11 protein-coding genes are annotated in these 11,864 nt (G+C 71.2%); 10 read left to right on the top strand and 1 reads right to left on the bottom strand.

What is annotated here, in order from left to right; genetic code table 11:
* The first annotated feature begins 2 nt into the window (after positions 1-2).
* The 4 genes from aroB (at position 3) to nusB (ending at position 2,594) form a co-directional block, all read left to right on the top strand.
* Complete coding sequence (gene aroB, locus OG992_RS09370; protein ID WP_238686214.1) at positions 3-1,082, top strand: 3-dehydroquinate synthase; 1,080 nt, start codon at positions 3-5, stop codon at positions 1,080-1,082.
* Positions 1,079-1,504 (top strand): type II 3-dehydroquinate dehydratase, encoded by a 426-nt coding sequence (gene aroQ, locus OG992_RS09365; RefSeq protein ID WP_266302997.1) that lies wholly within the window; start codon positions 1,079-1,081, stop codon positions 1,502-1,504. Before aroB ends, aroQ begins: the two co-directional genes overlap by 4 nt.
* Positions 1,505-1,602: 98 nt before the next feature.
* A complete protein-coding gene (efp, locus tag OG992_RS09360; protein WP_007458344.1) occupies positions 1,603-2,160 on the top strand; it encodes an elongation factor P in 558 nt (185 codons plus the stop codon).
* A 23-nt stretch (positions 2,161-2,183) separates the two neighbouring features.
* The gene (gene nusB / locus OG992_RS09355; RefSeq protein ID WP_208641306.1) at positions 2,184-2,594 is read left to right on the top strand and encodes a transcription antitermination factor NusB; all 411 of its coding nucleotides are present in this window, start codon (positions 2,184-2,186) and stop codon (positions 2,592-2,594) included.
* A 91-nt stretch (positions 2,595-2,685) separates the two neighbouring features.
* On the opposite strand, the gene OG992_RS09350 is transcribed toward nusB, so the two are convergent.
* Positions 2,686-3,174, bottom strand: coding sequence for a transcriptional regulator (locus OG992_RS09350; protein WP_007458348.1), 489 nt, complete (start codon positions 3,172-3,174; stop codon positions 2,686-2,688).
* A 288-nt stretch (positions 3,175-3,462) separates the two neighbouring features.
* Here OG992_RS09350 and pyrR point away from each other — a divergent pair, with 288 nt between their 5' ends.
* From pyrR to OG992_RS09320, 6 genes are read left to right on the top strand one after another with little or no spacing between them, the layout of a single operon-like run.
* Complete coding sequence (gene pyrR, locus OG992_RS09345) at positions 3,463-4,047, top strand: bifunctional pyr operon transcriptional regulator/uracil phosphoribosyltransferase PyrR (RefSeq protein WP_266302996.1); 585 nt, start codon at positions 3,463-3,465, stop codon at positions 4,045-4,047.
* On the top strand, positions 4,044-4,970 hold the full coding sequence (locus tag OG992_RS09340; protein WP_238686211.1) for an aspartate carbamoyltransferase catalytic subunit: 927 nt from the start codon (positions 4,044-4,046) through the stop codon (positions 4,968-4,970). The genes pyrR and OG992_RS09340 overlap by 4 nt, the downstream gene beginning before the upstream one ends.
* Positions 4,967-6,244, top strand: a complete 1,278-nt coding sequence (locus tag OG992_RS09335; RefSeq protein WP_238686210.1) for a dihydroorotase — start codon at positions 4,967-4,969, stop codon at positions 6,242-6,244. The genes OG992_RS09340 and OG992_RS09335 overlap by 4 nt, the downstream gene beginning before the upstream one ends.
* Positions 6,244-7,407, top strand: a complete 1,164-nt coding sequence (carA, locus tag OG992_RS09330; protein ID WP_266302995.1) for a glutamine-hydrolyzing carbamoyl-phosphate synthase small subunit — start codon at positions 6,244-6,246, stop codon at positions 7,405-7,407. The genes OG992_RS09335 and carA overlap by 1 nt, the downstream gene beginning before the upstream one ends.
* Positions 7,400-10,747, top strand: a complete 3,348-nt coding sequence (gene carB / locus OG992_RS09325; RefSeq protein ID WP_238686208.1) for a carbamoyl-phosphate synthase large subunit — start codon at positions 7,400-7,402, stop codon at positions 10,745-10,747. The genes carA and carB overlap by 8 nt, the downstream gene beginning before the upstream one ends.
* A complete protein-coding gene (locus OG992_RS09320) occupies positions 10,744-11,790 on the top strand; it encodes a quinone-dependent dihydroorotate dehydrogenase (RefSeq protein ID WP_238686207.1) in 1,047 nt (348 codons plus the stop codon). Before carB ends, OG992_RS09320 begins: the two co-directional genes overlap by 4 nt.
* The last annotated feature ends 74 nt before the right edge of the window (positions 11,791-11,864 follow it).

Below are 11,864 nucleotides of genomic sequence, written 5' to 3'. Positions count from 1 at the left end.
CGATGGACGAGGTGACCCGAATTCCGGTCGGCGGCGAGCGGCCGTACGACGTCTTGGTGGGACGTGACCTGCTGGGTGCGCTGCCCGGCCTGCTGCCCGGCGCGACCCGGGTCGCGGTGTTGCACGCGCCTCCGCTCAAGGCCCTCGCGGACGCGCTCGGCGAACGCCTGCGCGCCGACGGCGTCGAGCCACTGGCGATCGAGGTGCCCGACGCCGAGTCGGGAAAGCACATCGAGGTGGCCGCCTCCTGCTGGGACCGGCTCGGAGCGGCCGGCTTCACCCGTACCGACGCGGTGGTCGGGGTGGGCGGCGGCGCGGTGACCGACCTGGCCGGCTTCGTCGCGGCCTGCTGGTTGCGGGGGGTGCGCTGGGTGCCGGTGGCGACCTCGCTGCTGGGCATGGTCGACGCCGCGGTGGGCGGCAAGACGGGCATCAACACGGCCGCCGGCAAGAACCTGGTGGGCGCGTTCCACCCGCCGGTCGGGGTGTTGGCCGACCTGGCCACTCTGGACAGCCTGCCCGCTGTCGACCTGGCGGCCGGGCTGGCCGAGGTCGTCAAGTGCGGTTTCATCGCCGACCCGACGATCCTGCATCTCATCGAGGACGACCCGGAGGCCGCCACCGACCCCCGAGGCCCGGTGAGCCGGGAGCTGATCGAGCGGGCCATCCGGGTCAAGGCCGACGTGGTCGCCGGCGACCTGCGCGAGTCGGGCCTGCGGGAGGTGCTCAACTACGGGCACACCCTGGCCCACGCCATCGAGCAGAACGAGGGCTACCGCTGGCGGCACGGCCACGCCGTCGCCGTCGGTCTGGTGTACGCGGCCACCCTCGCCCGGCTCGCCGGGCGGCTGGACGCGCCGACCGCCGACCGACACCGGGTCACACTGAGCGCGCTGGGCCTGCCGGTGAGCTACCCGGCCGACGCCTGGCCGCAGCTGTTGGCCGCGATGCGGGTGGACAAGAAGACCCGGGGCAGTCGGCTGCGCTTCGTGGTGCTCGACGGGCTGGCCCGCCCGGCGATGTTGGAGGGCCCCGACGACGCGTTGCTGGAGGCCGCCTACCGCGAGGTGGCAACCGCGTGAAGGTCTACGTCCTGAACGGGCCGAACCTGGGCCGGCTGGGCACCCGCGAGCCCGATGTGTACGGCGCGACCAGCTACGCGGACCTGGTGGCGCTCTGCGAGAGCACCGCTCGGGAGCTGGGGCTGGCGGTGACGGTCCGGCAGACCGACGCGGAGCACGAGCTGCTCGGCTGGCTGCACACGGCGGCCGACGAGGGCGCCGCTGTCGTGCTCAACCCGGCCGCCTGGTCGCACTACTCGTACGCGGTGCGGGACGCCTGCGCCATGCTGCGGGGGCCGCTGCTGGAGGTGCACATCTCCAACATCCACACCCGTGAGGAGTTCCGGCACCACTCGGTGGTCTCGGCGGTGGCGACCGGGGTGATCTGCGGTCTCGGTATCGACGGCTATCGTCTCGCTCTGCAGCATCTGGCCACCCGCTGAGGGCCCACCGACCGGGCGCTCCGAACGGGGGACCGTCCGATTCGACGCAGCTTGTAGACTTGCCAGGTCTGTCCGCCAATTGATGATCAAGGCAGGAAATGGCCTCCACCAACGACCTCAAAAACGGCCTGGTACTCAACCTGGACGGCGAGCTCTGGGCCGTCGTCGAGTTCCAGCACGTCAAGCCCGGTAAGGGTGGTGCCTTCGTGCGCACCACGCTGAAGAACGTGCTGTCCGGGAAGGTGGTCGACAAGACCTTCAACGCGGGCACCAAGGTCGAAACCGCGACCGTTGACAAGCGCACGATGCAGTACCTGTACGCCGACGGTGAGGACTTCGTCTTCATGGATCTGGAGACCTTCGACCAGATCACCGTGCCCGGTGGCACCGTCGGTGAGGCAGCCAACTACCTGCTGCCCGAGGCGGAGGCGACAGTCGCCCAGCACGAGGGTGTGCCGCTCTACATCGAGCTGCCCACCAGCGTCGTGCTGGAGGTCACCTACACCGAGCCGGGCCTGCAGGGCGACCGTTCGACCGGCGGCACCAAGCCGGCGACAGTGGAGACCGGCGCCACAGTGCCGGTTCCGCTGTTCATCACCACCGGCGAGAAGATCAAGGTCGACACCCGCGACGGCCGTTACCTCGGCCGCGCCTGATGGCTGAGGGTTCCAAGCAGCAGATGCCGGCGCGCCGCAAGGCGCGCAAGCGGGCGCTGGATGTCCTTTACGAGGCCGACCTTCGGGACAAGCCTCCGGTAGAGGTGCTCGCCGGCTACGTGCAGCGCATCGAGCAGCCCCGACCGGAGCATCTCGGCTACGCGGTGGGCCTGGTCGAGGGGGTCGCCGAGCACCTCGACCGGATCGACGAGCTGATCGCCAGCTACGCCGAGGGTTGGACGCTGGAGCGGATGCCGGTCGTCGACCGTAATCTGGCCCGGATCGCCGTCTACGAGTTGCTCTACGTCGACGAGATCGACGACGCGGTGGCGATCAGCGAGGCAGTGGAGCTGGCTCGGCAGATGTCGACTGACGATTCGCCGCGCTTCCTCAACGGGGTGCTCGGCCGGATCGCCGAGTACGCCACCCGCTGAGCGTCCCACCGAACACCGCACATCCGAAAAGGGCCCGTGCCAGTTGGCACGGGCCCTTTCGGTGGAGCGGCAGATCAGGTGGAGCGGCAGATCAGGAGGCGAAGAACGCCCGGGGGTCGGCCACCAGCACGCCGTGCTCGGTGAGCCGCTCGATCAGGCCCGACGGTGAGGCGTCGTACACGATCGCGAGCGCCCGCAGGTCGTCGGCGCGGATGGAGAGCACCCGGCCGTTGTAGTCGCCGCGCTGCTGCTGGATGGCGCGGGCGTAGCGGGCGACGTAGGCCAGGTCCTCGGAGGCCTCGTCGTAGAGCCGCTCCAGGTCCAGGACAATCTTGCTGGTGGGCTCGTGGCGGACGCCACTGCCGTCAGGCAGCAGCTCCGAGACGGGTACGCGGTAGAACTCGGCCAACTCGGCCAGACGGGACACCGTCACGGCCCGGTCGCCACGCTCGTACGAGCCGACCACCACGGCCTTCCACCGCCCGTTCGACTTCTCCTCCACACCCTGCAGGGAAAGACCCTGCTGCTGGCGGATGGAGCGCAGGCGGGCGCCCAGAGACTTGGCGTATTCAGAGGGCATTCGGACACTCCCAGTGCTGCTCGGGGTTCTCCCGTCGATCGCTACGGAGCGTGACGGTACGGGGAATGCGACACGTGGTCAAGTGGTCGTGCCCCTCCCGTTGCGGAGCGTCCGGGGAGTTTTCCCCTTTTCCGGTACCTGACCCGGTGGTCAGCGGCCGCCGTCCATCACCCCGGTGACCACTGGTAACGTGGCGGAAGCCCCGGCCCAGGTCTGCTGAGCGGTCCGGCCGGAGGTGCCCGACATCCTTTAACGACCCGTCCCGTGAGGCGGGGAAGGAGGTCCGCCGTGGCATACCCACCGGCTGCCCGCTCGTCACCACCGCAACAACCCTCGGTGAAGGTGATCCTCGCCAGCGCCGACGTGCAACGCGTGGTCGACCGCATCGCCCACCAGATCCTGGAGAAGACCCAGGGCGCCGCCAACACGGTGCTGCTCGGGATTCCCACCCGGGGCACCCCCCTCGCCCGGCGGCTCGCGGACCGGATCAGCACCTTCGAGGACGTCGCCGTTCCGGTCGGTGTGCTCGACATCACCCTGTACCGCGACGACCTCCGTCGGCACGCCACCCGCGCGGTGGGTCCGACCGAGCTTCCCGCCGACGGGATCGACGGCAAACGGGTCATCCTGGTCGACGACGTGCTCTTCTCCGGTCGCACCGTCCGGGCCGCGCTCGACGCGCTCAACGACGTGGGCCGCCCGGCCTCGGTGCAGCTCGCCGTGCTGGTCGACCGGGGCCACCGGGAGTTGCCGATCCGCGCCGACTACGTCGGCAAGAACATCCCGACCTCGCTCGCCGAGAGCGTCAAGGTGACGCTCGCCGAGATCGACGGGACGGACGAGGTCAAGCTCTACGGGGGAACTGCCTCATGATCAAACACTTGCTCTCCGGCGGGGACCTGGACGCCGACACCGCCACCGAGATCCTGGACACCGCCGCCGAGATGGCCACCGTCGCCGGCCGGGAGATCAAGAAGCTTCCCGCGCTGCGCGGACGGACGGTGGTGAACCTCTTCTACGAGGACTCCACGCGTACCCGGATCTCCTTCGAGGCGGCGGCGAAGCGACTCAGCGCCGACGTGATCAACTTTTCCGCGAAGGGGTCCAGCGTCACCAAGGGTGAGAGCCTGAAGGACACCGCGTTGACCCTGCAGGCCATGGGCGCGGACGCCGTCGTCATCCGACACCCCGCCTCCGGCGCACCGCACCGCCTGGCCAACTGGGTGGACGGGTCGGTCGTCAACGCCGGCGACGGCACCCACGAGCACCCCACCCAGGCGCTGCTGGACGCGTACACCATGCGGGCCCGGCTGGGCCGGCTCGCCGGCCTGTCGGTCGCCGTGGTCGGGGACGTGCTGCACTCCCGGGTGGCCCGCTCCAACGTGCTGCTGCTCTCCACCCTCGGCGCCAAGGTCACCCTGGTCGGCCCGCCGACCCTCATCCCGGTCGACATCGCGGGCGCCCTCGCGCCCGGCACCGACGTCTCCTACGACCTCGACGCCGTCCTGCCGAACGTGGACGTGGTGATGATGCTGCGGGTGCAGCGGGAGCGGATGAACGACTCCTACTTCCCCTCCGCGCGCGAGTACGCCCGCCGCTACGGCCTGGACGGGCCGCGGATGCGCCGGCTGCCCGAGCACGCGATCGTCATGCACCCCGGCCCGATGAACCGGGGGATGGAGATCACCCCCGAGGTCGCCGACTCACCCCGCTCCACCATCGTCGAACAGGTCACCAACGGGGTTTCCGTGCGGATGGCTGTCCTTTACCTGCTGCTCGGAGGGAACAACCGGTGACCGCGTACCTGATCACCAGCGTGAGTGTCGTCGGCGCCGCGCCGACCGACCTGCTGATCCGCGACGGCGTGATCGCCGAGGTCGGTCCCGGCCTGACCGCGCCGGACGCCACAGTCGTCGACGGCACCGGCCTGGTCGCCCTGCCCGGCCTCGTCGACCTGCACACCCACCTGCGCGAGCCCGGCCGGGAGGACGCCGAGACCGTCGAGTCCGGTTCCCGGGCGGCGGCGCTGGGCGGCTACACGGCGGTCTGCGCGATGGCCAACACCTCCCCGGTGGCGGACACCGCCGGCGTTGTCGAGCAGGTCTGGCGGCTCGGCCGCGAGGCCGGCCTGGTCGACGTGCAGCCGATCGGCGCGGTCACCGTCGGGCTGGCCGGCGAGCGGCTGGCCGAACTGGGCGCGATGGCCGACTCGGCGGCCCGGGTGCGGATCTTCTCCGACGACGGGCACTGCGTCGCCGACCCGAAGTTGATGCGCCGAGCCCTGGAGTACGTCAAGGCGTTCGACGGGATCATCGCCCAGCACGCCGAGGAGCCCCGGCTCACCGAGGGCGCCCAGATGCACGAGGGCGAGGTCTCCACCCGGCTCGGCCTGATCGGCTGGCCGGCGGTCGCCGAGGAGGCGATCATCGCCCGGGACGTGCTGCTCGCCGAGCACGTGGGCAGCCGACTGCACGTCTGCCACGTCTCCACCGCCGGCAGCGTCGAGGTGCTGCGCCAGGCAAAGGCGCGTGGGGTACGCGTGACCGCCGAGGTGACCCCGCACCACCTGCTGCTCACCGACGAACGGGCGGAAACCTACGACCCGGTCTACAAGGTGAACCCGCCGCTGCGTACCGCCGCGGACATCGCCGCGCTGCGTGCCGCCCTCGCCGACGGGGTGATCGACGTGATCGCCACCGACCACGCCCCGCACGCGGTGGAGGACAAGGAGTGCGAGTGGGCGTACGCCCGACCGGGGATGCTCGGTCTGGAGACGGCCCTCTCCATCGCGCTGGACGTGCTCGGCCCCGAGTGGGACCTGATCGCCGAGCGGATGTCGCGCACCCCCGCACGGATCGCCGGCCTCACCGGGCACGGCGTCGACCCCGCGCCGGGTGTCCCGGCCAACCTGACCCTGATCGACCCGGCCGTCCGCCGCACCATCGAGCCGACGGAGCTGGCCAGTCGCAGTCGCAACACCCCGTACGCCCGCATGACGCTGCCAGGTCGCATCGTGGCGACCTTCCTGCGCGGCGAGCCGACGGTCCTGGACGGAAAGGCTGTCAAGTAATGGTCAAGCGCAGACCCGCAATCCTGGTGCTGGAGGACGGGCGCACGTTCCCCGGCGAGGCGTACGGCAGCGTCGGAGAGACCTTCGGCGAGGCGGTCTTCAACACCGGCATGACCGGTTACCAGGAGACCCTCACCGACCCGTCGTACCACCGTCAGGTGGTGGTGCAGACCGCGCCGCACATCGGCAACACCGGCGTCAACGGCGAGGACGACGAGTCCGGTCGGATCTGGGTGGCCGGCTACGTCGTGCGCGACCCGGCCCGGATCGGCTCGAACTGGCGGGCCACCGGTGGTCTCGAGGACCGCCTCGCCACCGAGGGTGTGGTGGGAATCAGCGGGGTGGACACCCGGGCGCTGACCCGGCACCTGCGCGAGCGGGGCGCCATGCGGGTGGGTATCTCCAGCATCGACAACGACCCGCAGAGCCTGCTGGCCCGGGTCCGCCAGGCGCCGCAGATGGTCGGCGCGGACCTGTCCGCCGAGGTGAGCACCGCCGAACCGTACGTCGTCGAGGCCCTGGGCGAGCACCGGTTCACAGTGGCCGCGCTGGACCTGGGCATCAAGCGCAACGTGCCGCGTCGGCTGGCCACCCGCGGGGTGACCACCCACGTGCTGCCGGCGTCGTCGAGCATCGACCAGATGCTCGCCACCGGCGCCGACGCGATCTTCCTGTCGCCCGGCCCGGGCGACCCGGCCACCGCCGCCGCCCCGGTGGAGCTGGCCCGCGAGGCGCTGCGGCGGCAGGTGCCCCTGTTCGGCATCTGCTTCGGCAGCCAGATCCTCGGTCGGGCGCTCGGCTTCGGCACCTACAAGCTGGGCTACGGCCACCGGGGGATCAACCAGCCGGTGCTCGACCGGGTCACCGGCAAGGTCGAGGTGACCAGCCACAACCATGGCTTCGCCGTGCAGGTCCCCGGCTCGGGCAACGGCGCTGTCGTCCCCGACCAGGTGATCGACACCGACTTCGGGGGCGTACGGGTGTCGCACGTCTGCCTCAATGACAACGTGGTCGAGGGGCTGCGGGCGGTGGACCTGCCCGCGTTCACCGTCCAGTACCACCCGGAGGCGGCGGCCGGTCCGCACGACGCGGACTACCTCTTCGACCGATTCGCCGACTTGATCGAAGGCCGGACCCACAGCAAGGGGCGCAGCAATGCCTAAGCGGACCGATCTCAAGCACATCCTCGTGATCGGCTCCGGGCCGATCGTCATCGGGCAGGCCTGCGAGTTCGACTACTCCGGCACCCAGGCGTGCCGGGTGCTGCGCAGCGAGGGGATCCGGGTCAGCCTGGTCAACTCCAACCCGGCGACGATCATGACGGACCCGGAGTTCGCCGACGCGACCTACGTCGAGCCGATCACCCCGGAGTTCGTGGAGCTGGTCATCGCTAAGGAGCGCCCGGACGCGATCCTGGCGACCCTCGGCGGGCAGACCGCGCTGAACACGGCCGTCGCCCTGCACGAGGCCGGCGTGCTGGAGAAGTACGGCGTGGAGCTGATCGGCGCGAACATCGACGCCATCAACCGCGGCGAGGACCGGCAGCTGTTCAAGGAGATCGTGGCGAAGGCCGGCGTACGCCTCGGTGTCGACGACCCGACCGGGCTGGTGCCCCGCTCGCGGGTCTGCCACTCGATGGACGAGGTCGAGGCGACAGTCGCCGAGCTGGGCCTGCCGGTGGTGATCCGGCCGTCGTTCACGATGGGTGGTCTGGGTTCCGGCATGGCGCACACCCCCGAGGACCTGGCCCGTATCGCCGGCGACGGCCTGTCGGCCAGCCCGGTGCACGAGGTGCTCATCGAGGAGAGCGTGCTCGGCTGGAAGGAGTACGAGCTCGAGCTGATGCGCGACCGGCACGACAACGTGGTGGTGGTCTGCTCGATCGAGAACATCGATCCGATGGGTGTGCACACCGGCGACAGCGTCACTGTGGCCCCGGCCATGACGCTCACCGACCGGGAGTACCAGCGCCTGCGTGACCTGGGCATCGCCGTGCTGCGCGAGGTCGGGGTGGACACCGGCGGCTGCAACATCCAGTTCGCGGTCAACCCGGTCGACGGCCGGATCGTCGTGATCGAGATGAACCCCCGGGTGTCGCGGTCCTCGGCGCTGGCCTCCAAGGCGACCGGCTTCCCGATCGCGAAGATCGCCGCGAAGCTGGCCATCGGCTACACCCTCGACGAGATCCCCAACGACATCACGCTGAAGACCCCGGCGGCGTTCGAGCCGACCCTCGACTACGTGGTGGTGAAGATCCCCCGGTTCGCGTTCGAGAAGTTCCCCGGCGCGGACCCGGAGCTGACCACCACTATGAAGTCGGTGGGTGAGGCGATGAGCCTCGGGCGCAACTTCACCGAGGCGCTGAACAAGGCGATGCGCTCGATGGAAACCAAGTCGGCCGGTTTCTGGAGTGTGCCGGACCCGGCGGGCGTCACCCTGGCCGACACTCTCGCGGCGCTGCGGATCCCGCACGACGGTCGGCTGTACACGGTGGAGCGGGCGCTGCGGCTCGGGGCGTCGATCGCCGAGGTGGCCGAGGCGTCCGGCGGGATCGACCCGTGGTTCCTGGACCAGATCGCCGCGCTGATCGAGCTACGCGCCGAGATCGTCGACGCGCCGGTGCTCGACGCCGACCTGCTGCGTCGTGCCAAGCGGGCCGGTCTGTCCGACCGACAGCTCGCCGCGCTGCGTCCGGAGTTGGCCGCCGAGGATGGCGTACGGACCCTGCGCCACCGCCTGGACGTGCGCCCGGTCTACAAGACAGTGGACACCTGCGCGGCCGAGTTCGAGGCGACCACGCCGTACCACTACTCGACGTACGACCTGGAGACGGAGGTCGTGCCGTCGGACCGGCCGAAGGTGCTGATCCTGGGCTCCGGCCCGAACCGGATCGGGCAGGGCATCGAGTTCGACTACTCCTGCGTGCACGCCGTGCAGGCGTTGCGGTCGGCCGGTTACGAGACCGTGATGGTCAACTGCAACCCGGAGACGGTCTCCACCGACTACGACACCGCCGACCGGCTCTACTTCGAGCCGTTGACCTTCGAGGACGTCCTGGAGGTCTGGCACGCCGAGGACTCGTCCGGTCGGGCGGCCGGCGGTCCGGGTGTGGTCGGGGTGGTCGTCCAGCTCGGCGGGCAGACCCCGCTGGGTCTGGCGCAGCGGCTGAAGAACGCCGGTGTGCCGATCGTCGGCACCTCCCCGGAGTCGATCCACCTGGCCGAGGAGCGCGGCGCGTTCGGCGCGGTGCTGGCCCGCGCTGGACTGCGCGCGCCGGCGCACGGCATGGCCACCTCGTACGACGAGGCCAAGACGATCGCCGACGAGATCGGCTACCCGGTGCTGGTCCGACCGTCGTACGTGCTGGGCGGGCGGGGCATGGAGATCGTCTACGACGACCCGACGCTGCGCGACTACATCGGCCGGGCCACCGACATCTCCGGCGACCACCCGGTGCTGGTGGACCGGTTCCTCGACGACGCCATCGAGATCGACGTGGACGCGCTGTGCGACGCCGACGGCGAGGTCTACATCGGCGGCGTGATGGAGCACATCGAGGAGGCGGGCATCCACTCCGGCGACTCGTCCTGCGCGCTCCCGCCGATCACCCTGGCGGGCTCGCACCTGGTCGAGGTCCGCCGCTACACCGAGGCCATCGCGCGCGGCGTCGGGGTCCGTGGCCTGCTCAACGTGCAGTACGCCCTCAAGGACGACGTGCTCTACGTGCTGGAGGCCAACCCGCGCGCGTCGCGGACCGTCCCGTTCGTCTCCAAGGCCACGGCGGTGCCGCTGGCCAAGGCGGCGGCCCGGATCGCGCTCGGAGCGAGCATCGCCGAGCTGCGCGCCGAGGGCCTGCTGCCGGCGACGGGGGACGGGGGCACGATGCCCGCCGACGCGCCGGTCGCGGTCAAGGAGGCGGTGCTGCCGTTCAAGCGTTTCCGGACCCGCGCGGGCAAGGGGATCGACTCGCTGCTCGGGCCGGAGATGAAGTCGACCGGCGAGGTGATGGGCATCGACACCAACTTCGGGCATGCCTTCGCCAAGAGCCAGTCGGCCGCGTACGGGTCGCTGCCGACCGCCGGGAAGATCTTCGTCTCGGTGGCCAACCGGGACAAGCGCGGCATGATCTTCCCGATCAAGCGGCTGGCCGATCTGGGCTTCGAGATCGTCGCCACCGCCGGCACGGCCGAGGTGCTGCGCCGCCACGGCATCGCCTGTGAACAGATCCGTAAGCACTACCAGGCCGGTGCGGGCGACGACGCGGTGTCGCTGATCGGCGGCGGCCACGTGGCGCTGGTGATCAACACGCCGCAGGGCTCGGGTGCCAGCGCCCGCTCCGACGGCTACGAGATCCGCAGCGCCGCGGTCACCGCGGACATCCCCTGCATCACCACGGTCCCCGGCGCCGCCGCGGCGGTGATGGGCATCGAGGCGCGGATCCGCGGCGACATGCAGGTACGCCCTCTGCAGGACCTGCACGCCATCCTGCGGGCGGCCCAGTGACAGTGTTCGAGCAGGCGGTACGGCCGTTGTTGTTCCGGCTCGGGGGCGGGGACGCCGAGGCGGCGCACGAGTGGACGCTGCGGCGGTTGGCGGCCCTGTCGCGGCGGCCGGCCGCGCTCGCCGCGCTGCGGGCCCGCTACGCGGTCGACGCGCCGCGCACCGTGTTCGGGGTGCGGTTTCCCAACCCGGTCGGGTTGGCCGCCGGTATGGACAAGGACGGCGCGGCGCTGCCGGCCTGGCCGGCGCTCGGCTTCGGTTTCGTGGAGGTCGGCACCGTCACCGCGCACGCCCAGCCGGGCAACCCCCGGCCGCGGCTGTTCCGGCTGCCGGCCAGCGAGGCGGTGGTCAACCGGATGGGCTTCAACAACGCCGGGGCCGCCGCGCTGGCCGCCCGGTTGGCGGCGCTGCCGCGCCCGCTCGGGGTGCCGCTGGGCATCTCGCTGGGCAAGTCCAAGGTGACCCCGCTGGACGAGGCGGTCGAGGACTACCTCGCCTCGTACCGGGCGTTGCGCGGGCACGGCGACTACTTCGCGGTGAACGTGTCCTCACCGAACACCCCGGGTCTGCGGTCGTTGCAGGACCGTGCCCACCTGGACGCGCTGCTCGGCGCGCTGGTGGGGGAGAAGCCGGTGCTGGTCAAGATCGCACCGGACCTGACCGAGGCGGCGATCGCCGAGCTGCTGGAGGTCTGCCTGGCCCGGGGCGCCGCCGGGGTGATCGCCACCAACACCACCCTGTCCCGGGACGGCCTCGCGGGCGTCGACGTCGAGCGCGGCGGGCAGGCCGGCGGCCTCTCCGGTCGGCCGCTCACCGGGCGGGCCCGCGACGTGGTCGCCTTCGTCCACTCCGAGACCGGCGGGCGGCTGCCGATCGTCGGCGTCGGCGGGGTACTGGATCCGGACGACGCGGCGCGGATGTTCGATGCCGGCGCCGCCCTGGTGCAGCTCTACACCGGCTTCATCTACCGGGGACCGGCCCTGGTCCGCGCCGCCGCCCGCGCGGCGGCCGCAACGGCGGCACCGGACCCCGTCGCCGGCCGGTGACCGCCCTCGGCCCGGTGCCGGCCCGGCGCGACCTGGTGCCGAGCCCGCTCCGCGTCGAGGAGCACACGCCCGTT

Origin of the sequence: Micromonospora sp. NBC_00362, assembly GCF_026342155.1 — a bacterium.
GTDB classification, from domain to species: domain Bacteria; phylum Actinomycetota; class Actinomycetes; order Mycobacteriales; family Micromonosporaceae; genus Micromonospora; species Micromonospora hortensis.
The sequence above is the reverse complement of the archived record's forward strand: the minus strand, read 5'-3'. Positions and strand labels throughout refer to the sequence as shown.

Excerpts from the sequence above, each read along its gene's own strand:
- OG992_RS09350 (WP_007458348.1), bottom strand. The coding sequence starts at position 3,174 with ATGCCCTCTGAATACGCCAAGTCTCTGGGCGCCCGCCTGCGCTCCATC.
- aroB (WP_238686214.1), top strand. The coding sequence starts at position 3 with ATGGACGAGGTGACCCGAATTCCGGTCGGCGGCGAGCGGCCGTACGAC.
- carB (WP_238686208.1), top strand. The coding sequence starts at position 7,400 with ATGCCTAAGCGGACCGATCTCAAGCACATCCTCGTGATCGGCTCCGGG.
- nusB (WP_208641306.1), top strand. The coding sequence starts at position 2,184 with ATGCCGGCGCGCCGCAAGGCGCGCAAGCGGGCGCTGGATGTCCTTTAC.
- efp (WP_007458344.1), top strand. The coding sequence starts at position 1,603 with ATGGCCTCCACCAACGACCTCAAAAACGGCCTGGTACTCAACCTGGAC.
- carA (WP_266302995.1), top strand. The coding sequence starts at position 6,244 with ATGGTCAAGCGCAGACCCGCAATCCTGGTGCTGGAGGACGGGCGCACG.
- OG992_RS09340 (WP_238686211.1), top strand. The coding sequence starts at position 4,044 with ATGATCAAACACTTGCTCTCCGGCGGGGACCTGGACGCCGACACCGCC.